Origin of the sequence: Streptomyces sp. NPDC005784, from assembly GCF_042871525.1 — a bacterium.
In the GTDB taxonomy this organism is placed as follows: Bacteria; Actinomycetota; Actinomycetes; order Streptomycetales; family Streptomycetaceae; genus Streptomyces.
On sequence record NZ_JBIAIQ010000045.1, the window covers coordinates 45,916 to 65,557 of the forward strand.

Consider the following 19,642-nt stretch of genomic DNA (forward strand, 5'->3'; position numbering starts at 1 on the left):
GGTATGAGCAGCGAGCATTAACCTCAAGTGCATGTAAAGCACGGCTAGAGTGACTCGCATGCAATTGGATTTGAACCTGCTCGCCGCGCTCGACGCGCTCCTCGAGGAAGGAAGCGTGACCGGCGCGGCCGAACGCCTGCACGTGACCGCCCCGGCGATGAGCCGAAGCCTCGGCCGGATCCGGAGAACGACGGGGGATCAGATCCTGGTGCGCACCGGACGCACCATGACCCCGACGCCGTACGCGATCGCCGTCCGGGAACAGGTCCACGACCTGCTCCAGCAGGTCCGCAGCGTGCTGGCACCAAGCCGTGAACTCGACCTCACGACACTCGAGCGCACCTTCACTCTCCGCTGGCACGATTCCCTCGTCGCCCTTGGCGGCCCCGCGCTCCTCGCGGAAGTGCGCAGGCAGGCACCAGGCGTACGGTTGCGCTTCATCGCGGAATCGAGCATCGACACCCCCGAGCTGCGGCGCGGCGAAGTCGACCTCGAGGCGAACGCGAACCGCCCGGCCCAGCCCGAAATCCGCGCCGACCAGGTGGCCGAAACCCGCCAGGTCATCGTCATGCGGCGAGGGCACCCGCTCGCCCGTGCCAAAGCCGTCACCGCCGCGCGGTACGCCGAGGCCGAGCACATCACCATCTCGCGGCGCGGAAGGTTCGACAATGCTCTCGACGAGGCTCTGGCGCGGCTCGGCCTTACCCGACGTGTGGTGGCGACCGCGCCCACCGAAGGGGCCGGGCTCGAGTTCGTGCGCGAGTCGGACCTCCTTGTCACGGCCCCCGAATCCACCACACACTCAGCGGCCGCGGATCTCGGTCTGGTCCTCCTCCCGCTGCCCTTCGAATTGCCTTCGGCCCGGGTGTACCTGTCGTGGCATCAGCGCTATGACACCGACCCCGCACATGTGTGGCTACGTGACCTGGCGCGGACTGCGTTGGCCGGTCGGACGAGAGACCGGAATCAGGCAACGCGTTGACAACCCCGACCGCCTGGTCGCGGTTTGCGCCATCCGCGTCGATCTCGTACGTGAGGACTACAAGGCCCGGCATGCGTTCGAGTGCGGGATCAACTGGCTCACCCGGCATCGGCGACCACGGAGAACGCCACCTGATCCAACTCTGGCCCGCACCCCCCACACCCCCCGTCCACCCCGACATCACCGAGGCCGCCCGCCAGGCCCGCGCCGACTGCGCCGCGGACATGGCCACGCCCGTGCAGGGCTACACCACCACCTACACGCACCCCGGCGAACACGACTGACACTCGCTCCCGCACCAGCCCGGGCCGCGCACCAGCACTGCGGGGCGCAATTCCTGTGCTGGTTCGGCTCGCGATGAACGGTCAGCGGTCAGGCGTGACCGCACGAAGGCGGTGAAGGCCCGGGGGGTGGTGGCACCCGGCTAGGGCGCAGTCTGCGTGCCCTCACCGCGGTGCTCCCGTGGGCAGACGGAGATCCGGCGATCTCGTTCTCGGCCTGCCACGGCTGTCGGGTGCCCGTTCGGGCGCCGGTCGTGACCCGCCCGGCTCGGCAGGCGATAGTCGGGGCATGGTTTTCGGCTCCTCTCGTTTCCCGGTGCCGAACGCGTTCGAGGTGCTCCGCGAGCAGTACGCCAAGCGGCTGCCCGCGCGCCTTCAGGATCTGACGGGCCCCACCCATGGCTCGGTCGACCTGCCGCTGCACGTGGCCTGGTCAGGACGCCGCTCCTACGACGTAGAGCAGCCGCGCTCGCGGATGAGCCTCTACCGCACCCGTCCTGGCCGAGGGGCAGCGCCAGGACCTGGTCGCCTTCCTGAACTGGGATCTGCTGCTCGGGCAGTGGCCGGTGCTGCGCACCCTGATCAGCCGGCCGCTGCGGGAGGCCTGGGAAGCCGCCTTTCCCGAGCTGGCCGCCGCCCGGGGCGTGCCGGCCGCGTGAACCTGACCGACCTGCACCGCCGGCCCTATGCCGATGTACTCGCGATCGGCACCCCGTACCCCCTTGGTAATCACAGGCGGTTATGCCGTCCAGGCCCACGGCCTGGTCGACCGTCTCAGTCAGGACCTCGACGTAGCCACCGAGAATCCCGCCTCGATCGCCGAGATCGTCGCCGTGGTCAGCGACGGCCTCGCCACCCGTGGCTGGAGCGTCCGTCAGATCGAGACGGGCGCCCTCTCCAGTCGTCTTATCGCAACCGACCCGCAATCCGGGGAGGAATGCGAGGTGGACGTCCGCAAAGAGGCATTCCGGGGTCCGCCCGCAGAGACCGAGTACGGACCGGTGCTGGCCCTCGACGACGTGATCGGCACCAAGGTCCGCGCGCTCGCGGACCGCGGCGCGGTCCGCGACCTCATCGATGTCCACGCCGCCTCCCAGCAGCGCACCGCCGCCGACCTCGAAACGCTCGGCCGTCGCCACGCACGCTTCGAGTTCAGCCTCCAGGACGTGCGCGACCGCCTCAGCGGTGCCGAATGGTGGGACGACAGGGACTTTACCGACTACGGCCTCAATCCCGGCCAACTGGCCGACCTTCGCGCCTGGGCCCTCGCCTGGGCAGCCGAGCTTGACGCCCGCCTGTACGCCGAGGAGAACCCGGACGAGGTTTGAGAGTCGTGCGCGCGGTTCCATCGATCACCGCGCGTACGGGCTGCCAGCTGCGCGTGGCGCACCTGCTGTCGGTCATGCTGCGCGAGTCGGCCGAGCACAAGCGCGCCGGACCGAGTTGCCGACGCCGTTCATGCGGTCTTCGATAATCGAGCCGAATTCCGACGCGCTGCCCAACTGGCGCGACGGCTCGTTCAGCTTCGAGCAGCGTGGCGTCGAGTTCCCCGGCTTCTGGTTGGTGAACGCGGTGGCGCGCCCTGCGGTGCTTCTCCGCGGTCCGGCGCGTGCAGCACCCCCCCGAGCCGGGCCGGTCGACGCCGTCGATCGGCCGCACATGGTCGGGCGCGGCCGGAGCGTCCCGTTCCCTAGACATCCCGTATATAGGCTATGTAGAGTACGGGTATGGGTAGTCCGCGTATGACCCTGCAGACCCAACTGGTGCTGCGGGCTTTGCTGGAGGATCCCGCCAAGCAGCGGTACGGCCTTGAGCTGTGCGAGCTGGCGGGACTGCCGTCGGGCACGATCTATCCGATCCTGGCCCGGCTGGAACAGGCCGGCTGGGTGGACAGTACCTGGGAGGACCCGGCCGTCCACGAGGTAGCCGGCCGACCGCGCCGCCGCTTTTACCTGATCACCAAGGACGGTGCCGAACAGGCTCGCCTGGCCCTCGCGCGCGCCTACCGCGCCCGCAAGCAGCCGCTGCCTGGCTGGGCGGTCACGCATCCGGTCGGTGAGGGGGGAGTGTCATGAAGGCACGGCGCTGGTTAGCCACCCGGCCGGGTAGGCGTCACGTCAACGGCCCGTCGTCCCTCGAAGGTCTGTTGGGAATCGTGCGTGTGCACCATCCCGATGCCGACGTCGGGCTCATCGAGTTCGCCCATGGCGAGGCCGCCCGCTGGCACGCGGGACAAACCCGCCACAGCGGTGACCCGTACCTGACTCACTGCCTCGCTGTCGCCGCCATCGTTGCCGACATCGGCATGCCGCCGACTGTGGTCTGCGCTGCCCTCCTGCACGACGTCGAGGACACATCCTGCCCGCCGGGCCGCGTGGCCGAGCACTTCGGCCCGGACGTCGCCCAGCTGGTGTCGGACGTCCGCACGGTCAAGCTCCGTGCGATCCCTCCGAGCGGTCTCCACCCTGGCGCCGCGCGGCCGGCCTCGCGGTCGCCGCACGAAGAGGCAGTGCTGGCCATTCGTCTCGCCGATCGGCTCCACAACATGCGCACCATCGAGTTCGTCGCACCCGGCAAGCAGCACGGCAAAGCACGCGAGACCATCAAAGTCTTCGCCCCTCTGGCCCGCGCAGCAGGCTTGGCCGAGGTCAGCCGTGAACTGCACGACCTCTCCGCAGCCGTGCTCCAACCGACACCCACGGCGTACGCCGTCACCACACGCCTGCTGGCCCTGCTCACGATGCTGCTGCCCGGCACACAGCGAGCCCGATGGCGACAGGAATGGCAGGCGGAACTGGCCGTCTTGCCCACCCGCCGCACCCGTACCCGTTTCACCTTCCGGGTGTTGCTCAGCACTCCCCGCCTGTCCCTGACCCTGCGCCGCTCCGTCAGCCAGGAACCACGATGGTGAGCCGGACGGCCCGCATCGGCGGCCTGCTCGGGGCGGCAGCCACCTTCGGGACGGCCATCGTGGGCGTAGGAGTACCTGGCTGGGTGGTCGCAGGACTCACAGCGGGCGCGCTCGTCCTGCTCGTGCTCGTGCTGTTCCTCCCGAGCGAGACACCCGCCCGCCGCCTGGGCCAGCTCATCCAGGCTTGGCGAAACCCCGTCGGAGCCACCGCCGGGTCAAGCCCTGGCCCACCCGCCAGCGCGCCGTCCCCGGCTGCCCGAACTTCCCGCCTGCGAGCGGGAGATACGTGATGTCGCCCATGTATTTGCGCCCCGGCTCCGAGGCGGTGAAGTCCCGCTGGAACAGGTCCGCAACCGGTGAGGTGGCCGGGTCCGGGACGGTGGTACGCACGCGTCTGCGCAGGCGGATTCCGGTGATGGAGAACGTTCGCATGATCCGGGCGACCCGCTTTTTTGTTGACCCGCCGCCCTTTCTCGCGGAGCTCGGCGGTCACTCGCGGGGAGCCGTAGGTTCCGCCGGACTCGCCGTGGACCTTGCGGATCTACTCGGCCAGGATCCGGTCCTCCCGCTGCTGGGCGGCCCGGGCCTCGGCGCCGGCGAGCCACTTGTAGTAGCTGGACCGGTTCACGTCCAGGACGTGGCAGAGCCGCTTCACCTCGTAGGTGTCCCGGCGGTCGTCGACGAACTGGAAGCGGCTCATCACCAGTTCGTCTCCCCGGCGAAGTACTGGGCCGCCTTGCGGAGGATGTCCCGCTCGGTGGCGAGCTTGCGTTCACTCGCCTCGAGTTCTGCCACCCGGGCCTCCAACTGCCGGACCCGCTCGTCCGGGTCAGCGGACGGTACCGTCTCCCGAGGTAGGGCGGCCGGCTTCGCAGCCGTGGTGCTGACGCCACGGCGTTCGCGGGCCCGCAGCACCCACTCGCGCAGGGTGGCCCGGTTGACGCCCAGGTCGGCGGCGATGCTGTTGTAGGTCGCCCGGGGGTGGACTCGTACAGGGCCACGGCATCGGCCTTGAACTCGTCCGCGTAGTCCTTCATCGCCATCGGCGGTCTTCTCGCTTCCTCCGGATCAAGCAGATCCAGTATCAGCGTGTCCACCACTCAGGGGGAGGCCCCCTTTCCTCTGGAGCAGGTGGCGATCGCGCAGGGGCGACTCGCGCGGGGTGTGTACTCACGGCAGGCTCGTGCTCCGTGTCACGCCTGCCGATATGGCCCGAGCCTGAATCCGCCAGGGGCTGTAAGAGATCCGGCCCGGCCGTACATCTCCCGGTTGACAGCCGTTGACGGGCGGAACATGGAGGTGCTGTGAGACGACGACGAACAACCGCCGGGGAGTACGGTGACCCGGCCGGACACCGGGCCCTGGAGGCTCTCTATACGGCTCATGCTGATCGGGTCCTGGCGTATCTGCTGCACCGTACGGACCGGGAGACAGCGCAGGACATCCTGTCGGAGACCTTCGTGCTGGCCTGGCGCAAGTCCGGGTCCGTGCCCGACGATGCCCTGCCGTGGCTGCTCGCCTCGGCCCGGCGGCTGCTCGCCAACCGCGTGCGGTCCGACCAGCGGCACCGTGCGCTGACCGAGCGCTTGGCGGTGATGGCCGACCGGACGGGGGCCGCGGAGATCGGGGACGCGATAGGGACGCGGGTCGAGGTGGCCGCTGCGCTGTCGGCGCTTTCCGAACAGGACCGGGAGGTACTCGTGCTGAGTGCCTGGTACGGACTGACGGCCAAGCAGGCGGCCGTGGTCATGGGCTGCACGGCCACTGCCTTCGCTGTGCGCCTGCACCGGGCACGCAAAAGGTTCAGGGCGGCGCTGCCCCGTGCAGGCCATGCACAGCCGGTCCATGGCGCTCTTGCCCAGGCCCACTTCACCCAACGGGAGTCAGCGTGAAGCAGACCGTCACCAAGCGCAGCCAGGCGTCCGACCTCGACGCCGTCCACGCCCTGCGCCCCACCGGCGACGGCACCGACGGCTGGGCGGCGTCCGAAGACGGCCAGGCCGTCCTGCGGGAGATCCTGCGACGTACCGAGCAGCCGCGTGGCACGGCCGGTTCCGGGAGGCGCCGGCACCTGTTCATGGTGGGTGCGGTCACGGCCGTCCTCCTCGGGGGCGCCACCACGGCTGCCGTAGCCACATTCGGGCCATGGGGCGAGGACGGGCGCAACGTCATGTGCGCTCGCACGCTGTCGCCCGAGGCGGACCTGAGCCAGCTGCCGCTCAAAGCCATGAAGGATTTCGATCCGCAGGACGCGGCGCGTTCCTGCGCGGCGGCCTGGGACCGCATGTGGAACTGGGACCGGCCCGTACAGGGCACAGTGCCACAGACTCCCAAGCCGACCCGGTTCGCGGCCTGCTATTTCCCCAACGCCCAGCCCGACGGCGGCGAGTCCTCCGCCACCGACGGCCATCGGAAACTCGGCGGGCCGGTGATCTACCCGGCGGACGGCTACCCCACAAAGGAGGCAGCCTGCGAAGCCATCGGCTCCAGGCCCGTGGCAGGCGGTTGAGACCGACGGCTGGCGATCCGGGTGGCGGAGCCCGCGAGCCACCGCTCGACCAGGTTCAGCCAGGATGAGCCGGCCGGCGTGAAGTGCAGGTGGAACCGGGGCGTGCCAGACCCTTTGTGCCCGACCCAACTTCGGACCTGCCCGTCTAGGACAAGGCGGTGGGGGCCAGTCGGATCATCTGGGGCTGCACTCGGATGCGTATGGGCTTGGGCTTGCCGGCCGCCTTAACGGGTTCGACGGGGTGTGGGGAGGTGCGCGGTGGTCGGGGCGGGCAGGCGAGTCGGCGGATCATGAGGGTGATGAAGGTCCAGGTGATGTGGTGCTGGCTGTGGGAAATGAGCCGCTTGTAATCGCGCACGTTTCTCGGGCCACGACTGCCTGCCAACACGGTTCCTCGGACCGCCCGCCGGACCGAGGTCGTGCACACGGCAGCGCGGGATGGGCGTCCATGCCCGGCGCTCAACGCTCCCCGATGAAGCAGACCTCTGCTCTTCGTTCAGAACCCTCACCGGCCCGCTGCGCCCCGGATGGCTGACTGCCGACGCGTGACGGGCCACGCTATTGGCATGTATATATGACTATTTGCGCTGAATGAGAAACTAATTTGCATTTCTTAAGAAGCGGATTTCTAGGGCGATTTGGTCATGATTGGGGGTGAGGATCAGTACGTGTCCGGCCGAATGGTCCGGGCAGTGCCGGGGCGTCAGCCCCGGTTCGTACGGAAAGGTCTGAACATGATCAACGGGTTGAAGAGGGCCGCGGCCCTGGGGGCGGCGACGGTGGCCCTGGCCGCGGGTGGGGTCGTCGGTACGGTCGGTACCGCGTCGGCCGCCCCGCAGGACCACTGGCCGTCGGCGGGGTCGCAGGACCATCGGCCGTCGGCGGGGTCGCAGGACCACCGGCCCTCGGCGGGGTCGCACCACTGCGAGAGGGTGGCGGGCCACTGGGCACGGCAGTGGCGCCCGGCGTTCCGGGACCGGCACCACCACTGGCACCCCGGCCAGTGGATCCGCGTCTGGCACCCCGCCCACCAGGAGTGCCACCACTCACCCCGTCGCTGACGCCGGCATCCGCCCGTAAGGGCGGCTGCGATTCACACCGGGACCGGCCCCGGCGCGCCCTTTCGAAGGCGCGCCGGGGCCGGTTCGTGCTGCTGCACGCCACCGGGGACCATTCCCGCGCCGAGGCAGTCGCGCGCGGAGAGACACCCTCGGACGAGGGGCATGCGCGGGGTAGTTGCCGTTCGGACTTCCCGGGCCGGTGCCGACCCAGGTGCCCGCCCAGGAGGCCGGCAGCGCGTTTGGATCAGGGCTCGGGCCGCTGTCCGGCGGGGTGGTCGGCGCGCCGTTGCCACCGGTCGAACCAGTGTGGTCCGAGCCGGAGTCGAGCACGGCGCGCACCAGCAGGCCGGCCAGCGGGAGAACGGCCAGGGTGCCCACCACGGCGACCAGCGGGATCCGGCGTCCCGTGCCTGCCACCGGCGTCCGGCAACCACGACCGCGGCCCTCGTGAACGGGGGGTCAGGACACCACGGGAGCGGCGTCCGTGACCTCGCTCAGCCGGACCGTGCACAGCCCGCGGGCTTCGCTCTTCACCTCCGTCACCTTGAGCTGGGTACCTGGCGTGAGGATGTACTCCTCCTCGCCGGTGAAGGCCGAGAAGCGCTTGATCCCGACCGCCCGGGCCGGCGTCACCTCGAAGAGCGTCCGCTTGCCGCGGCTGCCCAAGAACGCCCTGGCCACCTTCAGCTCGGAGGTACAGGAGGAGACACCCCACCAGGTCACTGTCCGGCCCACCGGGTACTGCGCCCGAAGGTCCAGCGACACCCCGCGCCACAGCGGTTGCGTGTAGGCCGGCAGCTTCGAGACCGCCGAGAACAGCAGCCGCAGATACGGCAGGTAGGGCGTGACCCTGGTGCGGTCGGGGGAGCGCAGAACGCTGTTTATCTCACGGTAGAAGGCCGACTCACAGGTATAGAGGTGGAGCGCGGCGATCGCGTCGGCGGACGGGCCGCCCTCGGCCACCTGGTCCGCACGCCGCTTGCCGAAGTCGCGGGAGCGCTGGATGTGCCCGGCGAGCCCGGACAGCGCCGCGGAGACCGGGGCGACGGCGTCGTGGAAGTCGATCAGCGGGGTGTCGAAGACACCGGTGATCGCGGGCAGGACCAGGCCCTCGTCCTTGACGCTGGTGAGGCGTTCCAGGTACAGCTGGTGCAGGTTCATGGTCGACTCGATGAAAGCGCCCATGCGCGCAGCGGCACCCCCGTCCGCACCGCCCGCGCCGACCGCCGTCTTGTTCCACCCCTTGCTCGGCAGCCAGTCGATGCCGTCGGCGCCCAACGAGGCCAGAGCGTCGTTGACCTGGGCGAAATGGTCGCCCTCGCAGAAGATGTCGCCCTGCGCCGCCGGGTTGGCGTGGTCCAGATGCCGCACCTCGACGTCCGGGTACTTCTGCTGGAGCCGCAGGACAACCCGCTTCAGGCTGCGGGCGTGCGCCCCCCACCACGCGAACACGACCCCGCGGTCCTCCTCGGCCGCCTCCTGCTTGGCCTTGAGGATCTCCTCGACGATCCGCTCGGCGACCGGCCGCCAGAACGCCGTGGGCTGGTCGGCCCCCATCGCCCCGTCCCCGCTCGCGGTCAGCGACGCGTTCAGCAGGAGCACGCCCTGCGTCAGCATCGCCTGGAACCACTCCGGCGGCTGGACCGTGTCCCGCTCCTTCAGCAGCGCCCGCACATCGGCGATCGGGGTCTTCTTGACGATGCCGTACTTCCACATCGCCGCCGCCTTGATGAGGCACCGAATGCTGACGACCCGGCCGAACCGGCTGTCCTTCCAGTCACTGAAGGTGTTGTCGAACATGGCGATGCCGGTGGCGCTCTCCGGCCGCGGATACGGGTTCTGACCGAAGACCACAACCTTCCACTTGTGCGGCGGGTTCGGTTTGAGCGCCTGGAACGTCAGCTCGCGGACCGGGACCACCTCAGGGCTGCGGCCCTTCCCGATGAACCGCGCGGCGTCCGGCTGCGCCTCGATGACCGGCTTCAGCAGCGGGAGCCAGGACTCCCCGCCGCCGTCGAAGAGCTCGCTCAGGGCGAGGGGGTCGCTCGCACCGGGCTGGGACTGCGGCGGCTGGCCCGGAGCCGGGACACCGGGCCCCGATCCGGTCATGGCGGAGGCGCCTTCACTCGTCGTGGCGGAAGGAGAGGAGGGAGCGGGAGCTACGGGCACCGGCACGGCGGCCGCCGGTGGCACGATGCGTACCCGCTGATCGACGGGCGCGTTCTCGATTCCGTGCAACTGGGAGACGATCGTGGAGCGCAGCTCGGCGTCGTCCTCGAACCAGTGGTCGTGAAAGAGCGTGTAGCCGGTCCACATCAGATTGGCGCACACCCGCGCCGGCACCTGGCCGGTCTGCGCCCCCAACCCGACCAGCGCCACGGACCGGATGCTGCCCGGCTTCTTCCGGTTCTGCCGGTGAACGGCCTGGAAAGCGGCCGCGCACGCCAGCGCCACGTTCAGCGTGGCACTCACATTCTGCGAGGACCGCACCATCGTCGGTGTCGATATCAGGTACCGGGGAACGGTCGCGCCGGACGGGACGCAGACCGCGCTGCCCACCGGCATGGGTCCGGCGAACCGGTCACGGATCGCCCGCTGGACGCGCACCTGGATGCCGGACCCCAGGTACCGCTTGATGACGGCGTCGACCCCGCCGTCCATCCGGCCCAGGGAGTTGGTGGGGGTGACCCAGGCGTCGACGTCCTCGTCGAGGATCGAGCCCTTGCGGATCTCGATGCCGGGCGTGTCGGCGAACGCGGCGCGCCACGCCTCCACCACACGCTCGTTGACGTCCGTCAGCACCACCCTGAGCGCGGGCAGCACACTGCTCTCGGTCATCGTCCACTCCTGTCGTGCAACAGCGGTTCCAAGACGCCGAACGTATCGCCCACCACTGACAACGCGGCCCCGGCAAGCGGTCCATGACCTGCCGTCATGCTCTGGTGAACCCACCAACCGGTGGCCGCACACGCTCACGTCCCACCGGCCGTGCACCCGCCGATCGGGGTACACGAGGCGGACGGGGCCTGGCCCCGGTCGGCCGACTCCTCGCCCGGACCGACCCGGCAGAACGCGAAAGGACGAACGGCAAAAGGGGACTTGTGGGACCTGGGACCGCCGACCGCCCCCGACCTTCCTGGACCAGAACGAGACCCCCCGGTCGAAGTCCCGGCGAACCCTCGGCAACTGACCTCGGCCCATGAAGATTCCCGACAGAGTCAAGTCAGAGGTACGACGTGACCACCACGACCGAGACGAGCTCGCCGGCGGCGGAGCGGCCGAGCCATACCGGCCACGTTCCGTCGCCGCCCGTGTAGAACAACACCAGGTCGCCGCCGGTGGCCTCGTCGACGGCGCGCACGTAGCCGTCGCCGACCGACTCGCACGCGTCGTCGTCCCGGTCCTCGTAATAGCGCCTGACTCTGCCGGACAGCGTCTCCCAGGCCGCGGCGTCCGCGAAACCGCCGGCCGCGCCGTCGGTGCCGAAGCCGTAGGCGTGGCCGTCGAGGAGCAGACGGGGGTCCTCGCCCTGGCTCAGCGCCAACTCCCAGGACGCGGCGGGCTCCTCCCGGATCAGCAGGCGTACGGCGGGCTCCTCGGTGACCGGGAACCGGCGCTCCTCGTACTCGCCCTCTCCGGAGATCACGGCGCTCTCCAGCGGGTATTCGCCGGGCGGTATGCGCTCGGCGAGCTCGCGGGGTTCGTCCTGCAGCGGGTCCGAGACGGCCAGGCGCCCGCTCGGGATCCGTACCAGGGCAATGTGCCGCGGTTCGGCAGTCTCCGTCTTGGTCCAGGGTTCCACGGGGAAGGCATTGCCGGGCTGGAAAAGGGCGTTGAGCGACACCTTCAGACGCATGGGCTTCGGCGGGCGCCACAGAGTCGCGGACTCCTCACCGCCCGCGAAAGCCGCCTGCGCCGCCATGACCTCATCCGGCTCGGGCGCCTCCGGCGGCCTGGACGCAGGGTCGACCGCCCCCACCCCGAACCCGGACCGATCGTGCCATCGCAGGTCCTCCGGCACATCGGCCGCGGAGTGGAGCGACCCGCCGCCGTCGCCACGTTCCTCCAGGATCTTCCTGCCCGCTCGCCCCGGGAGGAGTTCCAGCGTGACCCGCCAGGCGTCGGGCGGCAGGTTTGGCTGCTTCGGTGAGGCGTAACGCCGTTCCACGTACTGCCGCAGGAACAGGCGGTCGTCCTCAAGCAGTCGGAGGTCGACGTCACGGACGCGTCGCCCCAGCTCGTCGTATTCCCACTGCCCGACGAAATGGTCACGCCAGGCGACGAGATGCACCTCCGCGGGGACCGCGCGCCCCGGAATCCGGTGCAGCACCACGTAGGGCTCCCCGGCTCCGTCCCGTTCCTCCGCCTTCGCCCGGCTCAGCGGCCCGACCGCACGACGGGAACCAGCGTCCCACCCCTCGGCGTACGAGACCACCACGACCTCCTCGCTCACACCCCGCCCCTTTGCCGCCCCTCAAGATCCACCGATCACCGGCCACGATACGCACGACCCGTGCCGTCGGCGGCGTGGGACCCCTGGGTGAAGGTTCAAGGGCGCGGCGGCAGCCAGCCCTGCTGGACGGCTCGTACGCCGGCCTCGAAGCGGCTGCGGGCGTCGAGGCGGTCCATCAGTTCGGAGGCGATCCGGCGGGCCGTGCGGGGCGACACCCCGAGCCGTTTGGCGATGGCCTCGTCGGTGTGGCCCCCGGCCAGGAGACCGAGGGCGGTCGTCTGCTGGCCGGTGCGCCCGTTCGGGCCGGTGGGGACGATCTCGCCGAGCGGCCGGGCGGCCTCCCAGGTGGTCTCGAAGAGCGCGCACAGGGCGGTGAGGGTGCCCTGGCCGGTCAGCAGGACGGCGCCCGCGGCGGTGTCGTCGCTGCTGACCGAGAGCATGGCGGTCCGCCGGTCCATGAGGATCATCCGGGTCGGCAGGGACGCAACCGTGCGGACCCGGCCGCACAGCCGGGCCAGCCAGGTGGCGTGTTCGACGGTGGGCCGGTTCGTACGGACACTGTCGAGGTAGATCGTGCGCATGCGCACCCCGCGGCAGAGCAGATCCTCGTTGAGCGGCCGCGAGGCGGCATGTTCTCCGCGGTCTGCGGTCCGCCCAGGGCGAAGGTCAGGAACTCCTCGCGCACCTCGCGGGTGAGCACGGCCGGCCGGTCGCGTATCTGGGCGAGGCCGACCAGTTGCTCCACCCCGGGATGGCTGGTGGCGGGGCGGAGCTCGGCGTACTCGGAGATGAGCTGGGCCGTGGCCGCCCGCGAGGCTTCGACACGCTGCTGCTGGGCTGCCAACTGGGCCTGCTGGCGGCCCATCAGGATCTCCATGCCATATCGGGGGAGACGGCCCGGAGCCGACCCGCGTCCCCCGCGGCGGGGCGCCAGGGCCAGCTCGCATTACGTGTCGAGGGCGTCGCGCACCTCTTCCCCCGGGCAGCCCCACGGCGTCGAGACGGAGGATCCACGACAACCCTGTACGGAAGGGCCACCTGCCCCTCTAACGTCACAGCATGTGTCTGCGCTCCCGAACTGCCCGCCTTTTTCGCACCGTTGGCGTGCGGGGGAGTGCAAAGGGGGCGCGCGCTGCGCAAAGGGCAACTCGACGCGCGCCTGGCGCGCACCGCGCCGCGGCGGCCTCGTCCCGAGGCGCGACTGCAAGTCGAGGGCGCGGGCGATACCGAAAGACCGCTCAGGCCTGGGCCGGCATCACCCGGGTCACCTTGCCCTTCAGGTCGGCATCCAGATAGCCGGTGACGTAGTCGTCGGCGAGATAGACAGCCAGTCCCAGCGGAGTGCCGAACGTGTCGTCGGCAGGGCGGACCAGGACGTAACGCATGGTCGGCCGCTGTACGTTCAGGTCCTTCTTCGCCCGCCTCAGCAAGGCGGGAAGGACGTCCCAGTCGAAGCTGCCGAGACTGAAGGGGCGTTCGCCGCCGATGATCGCACTGCTGATGATGCCCTTCTCGACGCCCTGGCCCGGGCGGTAGGTGTAGCTGTCGTACTTGGTGTCGCTGCCCTTGACCATGATGTTGGCGGAGACATACGTCGGATAGACGGTGAGGTCGCATGCGCGATCCGTGCCGGTCGCGGCCTTGATCTCCTTCACCGCCGCCCGGATACCGGCGGGGGTGAGCAGATCCGTCTTCGCGTCGGCCTGAGGCGTCGGGGTCGGGGTCGGGCGGGACGCTGTGCGCGCGGGGTCCGTCGTCCTGGCCGAGGAGGTCGCGCCGGCTGAACCGGCGGCCCCTCCACCGCCCTTGTCGCCTCCGTCCGGCAGCAGGGTCCACACCAGGACTCCCGCCATCACGGTCCCGACGACCGACGATGCGATCGCGATGCGGCTCTTCGCACGGTTGCCCGGCCCCGCCGGCGTCTGCCGTGTCGGGCCCGCCGGGTACGGAGTCGGCGGGCCGAAGCCCGTCGGTCCGAAGCCGGTGGACGGTCCGAAGCCGGCAGGCGGTCCGGACCCAACCGGCGCCGAGGGCACGGGTGTTGCACGCGGCGGAGGGGCCAGCCTGTACGACGTGGCCCCGTCCGCCCCGGCGGGAGCACTCGCAACCGTGCTGCCGCCCTCGACCGCCTCCGCGAGCAGCCGGTCCGCGGTCGTCGCGTCCACCCGGTCGGCCGGGTTCTTGACGAGCGCGGCGTTCAGGAACCCGGTCAGGACTCCGGCTCGGACGGGTGGCGGAAGCTGCTCGCTCAGCAGCGCCGCCAGCGTCGCGAGGGTGGTTCCCCTGCGCAGCGGGTGATGTCCCTCGACGGCGACGTACAGCATCATCGCCAGCGACCACAGGTCGGAACCCGGGCCGCCCTCGCCGCCGGAGATGCGCTCGGGTGCCATGTAGTCAGGCGTGCCGATGATCGACCCGGTCGCCGTCAGGGCGGTCGAGTCCCTGATGGTCGCGATGCCGAAGTCGGTGAGGACGGGACGTCCGTCGGGCCGCATCAGCACGTTGGCGGGTTTCACGTCCCGGTGCTGGATACCGGCATCGTGCGCGGCGCGCAGCGCGGCCAGCACCTCGCGACCCAGCCGGGCGGCGTCAGCGGGCGCCAACGGTCCCTTGTCGAGCCGGTCCTGAAGTGACCCGCCGGTCACCAATTCCATGACGAGCCACGGGTAGACGTACTCCCCGCCGTCCACCACGTGATGAATGGTCACGACATTGGGGTGATCGACGCGAGCCAGCGCCCGTGCCTCGCGCAGCACTCGGGCCCGGAGCATCGCCGCGCCCTGCGGGTCGTACTCGGCAAGACCCGGATCGGGCGGCCGTACCTCCTTGAGCGCCACGGCCCGGTCAAGGACCAGATCGCGTGCACGCCACACCGTGCCCATACCACCGCCACCGAGCCGCGTCTCCAGCTCGAAGCGCCCCTCTATGACCCGTCTGCCGGAATCCCCCTCGCCCATGGCCGCAAGCCTACGAGATACCTGTGGCACGGCCCCACGCAGGTGGCCGCAAACACCCGCAGACCGGTGCGATCAACGCTGGCACGCGTGGTTCGCACCCATGCGACTCGCCTCCCACCGTCGACAGCTTTCTGTGGGCGTGGTGTCGGTTCAGGGTGCGAAATTCCGATTCATGAGCGGGACATGGCCCCTGAATCCCAGGTGAGCCGCAGAGACTAGTCTGGCAGCCGGCCAGGGCCGCTCCGTCGCGGCCGGGTAGCAGGTCGAGAGGCTGGCCAGTCTCGCAGTCAATGAGCACGGTGCCGTAATGCTGTCCGCGACGGGTGGCGAAGTCATCGACGCCCAACACCTTCGGGACGGTCCAGCCTGCGCGGCGGCGATCTCCTCGCTCGTCGAACCGGCGATGTCGGCATCGACGTCGGCCTCCAGCCGACTCAGCAGGTCGACCAGGGCTTGCTTCTGGGCGGGATGGGTGATGGGGACCGCGTCGAGATCGGTACTCATCAACCAGTCGAACAGGACGACAGCATCGGCATGCCAGAGCCGCACGTTCACAGTCGGCAGTTCGGATTCCATGACGCCTATCGTCCTTGTCAGGCGTCGGACGCCCACGCGTCTTGCCCAGGCGGCCGACGGCAACCGACTATTCGGACGTGAAACTTCAAGTCCAGGTATTCGTCGCCGACGGCCCGCTCCCCGACTGGGACGCGAGCGAAGACGAGATCGACCGGCGCGTCCATCAGCTCAACACGATCCTGAAGCCGGTTACCGGAGAAGAAGCGAAGGCGCTGGCCTCATGCTTCGGCCCGGACGACTGCTACGGCGTCGCCTGGACCCTCCTGCACATCATCGAGACCGGCCCGAACCCTGTCCTGACCACCGAGCCCGGACCCGACGCCAACGAGTGGCACCAGCGCCTCTACGACCGCGCCGTGTTCGGAGGGCTCGGCCCGTGAACTTGACGGCATAGCAACGTGAGGTGTCTACAGCGTCTCGGGGGCGACGAGGCTGATACACCGGCTCGGTTTCAGCCGCAGGTTCCCGCGCGGCGGGTTGCCGAACGCTCCGCAACCTATGCGGGTCACGCGGGGCGGGGCGCCGGCACCAAATGCCCCGTCCCGCCCCGAACCGGTTGGCTCACGCTGCGTGCAGAAATCGGGACTGTGAGAGATCGCAGCCGTCGGCGTACCTTCTCCGGGCTGCTGTCAGCTCAGATCGTCGGCGTGTCGTCGATGGTCTCCTGGTGCGGTTCGACGATGAACTTCCAGCCGACGCTGGGCTCCATGAACCGCACTCGGGTGGGGTAGATGTCCAAAGCGCGGCGGTCGCGGTTCTGGCCGCTCGTGCCCTTTCGCCCGCGGGCCGGCTCTTCGAACAGGTCGACCTTGACGTCCGGCACCGCCACGACTTCCTCGTTCCAGCGCTGAACGATTCCCGCGCCGAACGCTTCTCTTGCTGCGGTGTAGAGCGACTCCAGAGATTCCTTGTTCCCGTTGGGAACGAAGAGAGCGAGGTTCAGGAGGACGCCAGCACTCTGGAGAACCTCGATTTCTTCCCCAGCCTCGTCGGCAATCCATATCCCACGCTCTTCAACATTGTTCGGAAGAACATGAATTTCCTTACCGAAAATCGTCCTTGCGATGAAGGATCCTCCATCGAAATACTTTCCCGGCTTCGTGAGGAAGGCCGGAGCGTAGCAGTCGAGAGAAAGATCGTCCAGCTCTGCCGAGACGAAGATATTCTCCTGGAGGCCCAATTCTGAAACTTCCTCGGCTGTAAGACGTCGAGCCGTAACCTTTTCGGTGTTCACGCTATTTCTCCTTCTTCGTATGGCCATGGACAGTCCGAAGATCCGCTGCTCGCCGCTTGGCCGCGGCTCCACCGGTAGGCCTGGGTTGGGGCCGAGGCGAGTGGTGCCGACGGCTGAGCGCGTTGCTTGAGATCGCCGCCCCGGACAAGATCCCAGACACGGGACCCGGGCGGCAAATCTTCATGGGGAAAGGCGAAGGTGACAGCATCGCGTCCGGACACCGTGGGCTTCCCGACCCGCCCCTCCGTTCAGGACACCCGCCCGCGTAGACCTGTTGAGCTGTATCGGTTTGTCGGTATTGATTTTTCGACGTGAATGTGCCAGCGCGTGGGTTTTGATAACGGCCGGTTGGTTTCCGTGAGCAGTCCCAGTGCCGATATCGGGTGATTTCCCTGCCTGGAGTGAAGGAGTACCTGAGTGTGCCAGCGGTGTCATCGAAGGGCAGCATCATCTGCAGCCGGGTGCTGTGGATGTCGGTGTCGATCGACGCCCCCAACCCCCCGGAGCCGATGGTGTTCAGCCGCGGCTGCGCCTTTCAGCGGGGCGTTCGGGCGCTGTGGCGGTCTGATGTGGAAGGGATCCGGTCGGCGCTACGGCAGGTACCACAGCGGGCACGAAGGCGGGCCCCGGCAGGACGGCTCCGGTCGTCCCAGAGCGGACGGCGGATGTCGTTGCGGCCGTCTGCTGGGGTGCCGGTTCGCTTCGGGTCTCGTCTGCTGTGGGCAGTTGCAGTTGCTGGGGTGGGCGGCCGTGGGCGGTGGTGTGCTGTTTGTGGTTGCGGGCGAGGCGGCGGCGGTGGTGTTCGCGTCCTTGTTCGGCGTGTGCGAGGTCGGCCATGACTTGGAACGCGGCCGTCAGGCGCTGTCCGGCGGGGCGGCCGAGGGCGCAGAGCGGTAGGGGGACCAGGCCCCACCAGTCGGCTTCACCGGCTGGGCGGGGCTGGGAGATGCGCCAGTCGTGGTGCCAGGACGCCATGTCGTCGCTCCAGTCCTTTCCTTGCCGGGTGGCGTGCTGGTGGGCGTGGCCGCCGTAGGGGATGAGCAGGGTGTCCTCGGTGGGCCAGCACACTGCGCCGCCCCTGGCGTTGATCTGCCGCTGGGCCAGGGTGGGCTGCACTTTGCGGTGGGTGAGGGCCTGGCCGCGCGGCCGTACGGAGAGGCTGCCGGCACTGGTGTAGTGGACGGGGTCTTCACGGTCGAAGATCCACCAGTGCTGCGTGCCGGCGCCGTGCCGGGCCCGCACCATGTTCAGCTGCCGCTCCACGAGGGCGGGGGAGAGCAGCCGACGCGGGCGTTCGATGACCGCGGTCAGGTCCCCGCGGCGCACGACCAGAGCCGGTGGCAGTTCCCAGCGCTGCCTGGCCTGGCCGGGTTCATGCTGCAGCCACGCTGTGACACCGGGCAGGGCGGAGAGCCGGTCGCGCAGGTCCAGGCGCTGTGGGTGGAACGCGGGAAGGGCACTGGATTGGCCGCCTCGACGTCGCACACTTCCACGTGAGAGCGGTTGACGTACCGCTCGACGTGCGTTGCAGGTCTCGCCGTCGAGGGCCGTGGTCTCTCCTAGCTGGGCCTATCGTTGCCACGTGGAGATACGTGACGGATTTTCCGGTGCCATCCTGGTTACTCGCGGCGGAGCAACTGTCGTGCAGGCTTCCGCCGGCGTGTCGGACGCCAAGGCGGGCGCGAGATGCACGACGGACACCCGGTTCCAGATCGCCTCGGTGAGTAAGCAGTTCACGGCCGCGTCGGCGATGCTCTTGGCTGAGGAAGGAGAGGTCAGTCTCCACGGTCCAATCAATCGTTGGCTGACTGACTGCCCCCAACGCTGGCAGCAGCTGACCCTGCATCAACTCATGTCACACACATCGGGCCTGGGCCACTGGCGGGACCTCCCCGGTTTCGACATCGACCATCCCGGCGATGCCCGCACATTCCTCGAGCGATTCTCGAATGTGCCGCTTCGCAGCACACCTGGCAGTACATGGCACTACAGCTCACCGGGCTACCTCCTGGCGGCGCGGATCATCGAGCGAGTCAGTGGGCAGCGGTAGGCCGACTTCGTTACCGAACATGTTCTGCGGCCCCTCGCTATGGCGTCGACATGCGTCGGGCAGGCTCCACTTGAGATGGCTGCCTGCGGCTACCGGGAGGATAGGCGGGTGGACGTTCCGGAATTCGCCGCCATGCCGGGGACTGGTGACCTCTGGTCGACTGTTGGCGACCTGGCTCTTTACACTGCTGCCTTCAATGCCGGGCATCTGCTCACCGCTCGTTCGCGGGAGGCGATAGTGGCTCCGCATGCGTCCATGGGAGGCGCATGGGGCACCGACGGGCCGGCGGTTGCCGACAGCTACGGGTACGGCTACTCCCTCGGCACTCTGGCCGGGCACGCTGTGCGCTTCCACATCGGTGACAACCCCGGATATCAGAGGGTGTTCTGTGATGGTTCGTCGGGTTTCAGGTTGAGGTGGTGTTCGGTGCGGGCGGAGCCGGTCGAGGCAGGGTGAACAGGCCGGGCTCGGGTTCGGTGAGGACGCCGCGGTTGACCAGTCGTTTCAGCTTCGCGCGGGTGCCTTCGGTGTGCCGTGGCTCGGTTCCGGTGCCGAGCGCCTGGCAGACGTCCTTGGCGCGGAGCCCTTCCCCGGCATGCTCAATGGCGGCGAGGATCTCGTGGTAGCC

Annotated in this window: 17 protein-coding genes and 5 pseudogenes; 11 read left to right on the forward strand and 11 right to left on the reverse strand. The window is 69.3% G+C overall.

Translation table 11 applies throughout. The features are described 5' to 3' along the window. Positions 1-58 precede the first annotated feature (58 nt). The 6 genes and pseudogenes from ACFYR3_RS39465 to ACFYR3_RS39490 all read left to right on the forward strand — a co-directional run bounded on the left by ACFYR3_RS39465 (position 59) and on the right by ACFYR3_RS39490 (position 4,174). Positions 59-982 (forward strand): LysR family transcriptional regulator, encoded by a 924-nt coding sequence (locus tag ACFYR3_RS39465; protein WP_389286892.1) that lies wholly within the window; start codon positions 59-61, stop codon positions 980-982. Between the two features lie 71 nt (positions 983-1,053). After that, entirely contained in the window at positions 1,054-1,266 is a 213-nt protein-coding gene (locus ACFYR3_RS39470) for a hypothetical protein (protein WP_389286893.1), read from the forward strand. A gap of 286 nt (positions 1,267-1,552) precedes the next feature. After that, positions 1,553-1,922: pseudogene (locus tag ACFYR3_RS39475) on the forward strand (hypothetical protein). After that, positions 1,919-2,591: pseudogene (locus ACFYR3_RS39480) on the forward strand (nucleotidyl transferase AbiEii/AbiGii toxin family protein). Before ACFYR3_RS39475 ends, ACFYR3_RS39480 begins: the two co-directional pseudogenes overlap by 4 nt. A gap of 399 nt (positions 2,592-2,990) precedes the next feature. Further along, entirely contained in the window at positions 2,991-3,338 is a 348-nt protein-coding gene (locus tag ACFYR3_RS39485) for a helix-turn-helix transcriptional regulator (RefSeq protein ID WP_356786397.1), read from the forward strand. An 80-nt stretch (positions 3,339-3,418) separates the two neighbouring features. Next, a complete protein-coding gene (locus ACFYR3_RS39490; RefSeq protein WP_389286895.1) occupies positions 3,419-4,174 on the forward strand; it encodes an HD domain-containing protein in 756 nt (251 codons plus the stop codon). 174 nt (positions 4,175-4,348) lie between these two features. On the opposite strand, the gene ACFYR3_RS39495 is transcribed toward ACFYR3_RS39490, so the two are convergent. The 3 genes and pseudogenes from ACFYR3_RS39495 to ACFYR3_RS39505 all read right to left on the reverse strand — a co-directional run bounded on the left by ACFYR3_RS39495 (position 4,349) and on the right by ACFYR3_RS39505 (position 4,874). Further along, on the reverse strand, positions 4,349-4,606 hold the full coding sequence (locus ACFYR3_RS39495) for a hypothetical protein (protein WP_355852248.1): 258 nt from the start codon (positions 4,604-4,606) through the stop codon (positions 4,349-4,351). 28 nt (positions 4,607-4,634) lie between these two features. Then, a pseudogene (locus tag ACFYR3_RS39500) lies at positions 4,635-4,715 on the reverse strand (IS3 family transposase); the annotation flags it as partial. Continuing rightward, the gene (locus ACFYR3_RS39505) at positions 4,716-4,874 is read right to left on the reverse strand and encodes a hypothetical protein (RefSeq protein WP_355852251.1); all 159 of its coding nucleotides are present in this window, start codon (positions 4,872-4,874) and stop codon (positions 4,716-4,718) included. A 604-nt stretch (positions 4,875-5,478) separates the two neighbouring features. On the opposite strand from ACFYR3_RS39505, the gene ACFYR3_RS39510 reads away from it, so the two are divergent. The 3 genes from ACFYR3_RS39510 (at position 5,479) to ACFYR3_RS39520 (ending at position 7,744) form a co-directional block, all read left to right on the forward strand. Then, complete coding sequence (locus ACFYR3_RS39510; RefSeq protein ID WP_355852254.1) at positions 5,479-6,066, forward strand: sigma-70 family RNA polymerase sigma factor; 588 nt, start codon at positions 5,479-5,481, stop codon at positions 6,064-6,066. Beyond that, on the forward strand, positions 6,063-6,683 hold the full coding sequence (locus ACFYR3_RS39515) for a hypothetical protein (protein WP_389286898.1): 621 nt from the start codon (positions 6,063-6,065) through the stop codon (positions 6,681-6,683). The genes ACFYR3_RS39510 and ACFYR3_RS39515 overlap by 4 nt, the downstream gene beginning before the upstream one ends. 734 nt (positions 6,684-7,417) lie before the next feature. Further along, a complete protein-coding gene (locus ACFYR3_RS39520; protein ID WP_355852260.1) occupies positions 7,418-7,744 on the forward strand; it encodes a hypothetical protein in 327 nt (108 codons plus the stop codon). 459 nt (positions 7,745-8,203) lie between these two features. Here the strand turns inward: ACFYR3_RS39520 and ACFYR3_RS39525 are convergent, their stop codons facing one another. The 5 genes from ACFYR3_RS39525 to ACFYR3_RS39545 all read right to left on the reverse strand — a co-directional run bounded on the left by ACFYR3_RS39525 (position 8,204) and on the right by ACFYR3_RS39545 (position 15,730). Then, complete coding sequence (locus tag ACFYR3_RS39525) at positions 8,204-10,582, reverse strand: ADP-ribosyltransferase domain-containing protein (protein WP_389286900.1); 2,379 nt, start codon at positions 10,580-10,582, stop codon at positions 8,204-8,206. A 385-nt stretch (positions 10,583-10,967) separates the two neighbouring features. Next, on the reverse strand, positions 10,968-12,197 hold the full coding sequence (locus tag ACFYR3_RS39530; RefSeq protein WP_389286902.1) for a DUF4241 domain-containing protein: 1,230 nt from the start codon (positions 12,195-12,197) through the stop codon (positions 10,968-10,970). Between the two features lie 95 nt (positions 12,198-12,292). Continuing rightward, entirely contained in the window at positions 12,293-12,778 is a 486-nt protein-coding gene (locus ACFYR3_RS39535) for a helix-turn-helix domain-containing protein (RefSeq protein WP_389286904.1), read from the reverse strand. 657 nt (positions 12,779-13,435) lie between these two features. Continuing rightward, positions 13,436-15,154, reverse strand: coding sequence for a protein kinase (locus ACFYR3_RS39540; protein WP_355852272.1), 1,719 nt, complete (start codon positions 15,152-15,154; stop codon positions 13,436-13,438). A gap of 150 nt (positions 15,155-15,304) precedes the next feature. Continuing rightward, a complete protein-coding gene (locus ACFYR3_RS39545; protein WP_355852275.1) occupies positions 15,305-15,730 on the reverse strand; it encodes a hypothetical protein in 426 nt (141 codons plus the stop codon). Positions 15,731-15,807: 77 nt separating this feature from the next. On the opposite strand from ACFYR3_RS39545, the gene ACFYR3_RS39550 reads away from it, so the two are divergent. Next, a complete protein-coding gene (locus ACFYR3_RS39550; RefSeq protein WP_355852278.1) occupies positions 15,808-16,110 on the forward strand; it encodes a hypothetical protein in 303 nt (100 codons plus the stop codon). Positions 16,111-16,364: 254 nt separating this feature from the next. Here ACFYR3_RS39550 and ACFYR3_RS39555 read toward each other — a convergent pair whose 3' ends face one another. Both ACFYR3_RS39555 and ACFYR3_RS39560 read right to left on the reverse strand, forming a co-directional pair. Then, complete coding sequence (locus ACFYR3_RS39555; protein WP_355852281.1) at positions 16,365-16,964, reverse strand: hypothetical protein; 600 nt, start codon at positions 16,962-16,964, stop codon at positions 16,365-16,367. A 516-nt stretch (positions 16,965-17,480) separates the two neighbouring features. Further along, positions 17,481-18,449, reverse strand: a complete 969-nt coding sequence (locus ACFYR3_RS39560; protein WP_389286907.1) for a hypothetical protein — start codon at positions 18,447-18,449, stop codon at positions 17,481-17,483. A 97-nt stretch (positions 18,450-18,546) separates the two neighbouring features. Here ACFYR3_RS39560 and ACFYR3_RS39565 point away from each other — a divergent pair. Next, a pseudogene (locus tag ACFYR3_RS39565) lies at positions 18,547-19,470 on the forward strand (serine hydrolase domain-containing protein). Here the strand turns inward: ACFYR3_RS39565 and ACFYR3_RS39570 are convergent. Next, positions 19,421-19,642: pseudogene (locus tag ACFYR3_RS39570) on the reverse strand (hypothetical protein); the annotation flags it as partial. The pseudogenes ACFYR3_RS39565 and ACFYR3_RS39570 overlap by 50 nt on opposite strands.

Coding starts and splice junctions, on each gene's coding strand:
- ACFYR3_RS39465 (WP_389286892.1), top strand. CDS start 59: ATGCAATTGGATTTGAACCTGCTCGCCGCGCTCGACGCGCTCCTCGAG.
- ACFYR3_RS39495 (WP_355852248.1), bottom strand. CDS start 4,606: ATGCGAACGTTCTCCATCACCGGAATCCGCCTGCGCAGACGCGTGCGT.
- ACFYR3_RS39535 (WP_389286904.1), bottom strand. CDS start 12,778: ATGCGCACGATCTACCTCGACAGTGTCCGTACGAACCGGCCCACCGTC.
- ACFYR3_RS39505 (WP_355852251.1), bottom strand. CDS start 4,874: ATGAGCCGCTTCCAGTTCGTCGACGACCGCCGGGACACCTACGAGGTG.
- ACFYR3_RS39525 (WP_389286900.1), bottom strand. CDS start 10,582: ATGACCGAGAGCAGTGTGCTGCCCGCGCTCAGGGTGGTGCTGACGGAC.
- ACFYR3_RS39470 (WP_389286893.1), top strand. CDS start 1,054: ATGCGTTCGAGTGCGGGATCAACTGGCTCACCCGGCATCGGCGACCAC.
- ACFYR3_RS39520 (WP_355852260.1), top strand. CDS start 7,418: ATGATCAACGGGTTGAAGAGGGCCGCGGCCCTGGGGGCGGCGACGGTG.
- ACFYR3_RS39540 (WP_355852272.1), bottom strand. CDS start 15,154: ATGGGCGAGGGGGATTCCGGCAGACGGGTCATAGAGGGGCGCTTCGAG.
- ACFYR3_RS39545 (WP_355852275.1), bottom strand. CDS start 15,730: ATGGAATCCGAACTGCCGACTGTGAACGTGCGGCTCTGGCATGCCGAT.
- ACFYR3_RS39485 (WP_356786397.1), top strand. CDS start 2,991: ATGGGTAGTCCGCGTATGACCCTGCAGACCCAACTGGTGCTGCGGGCT.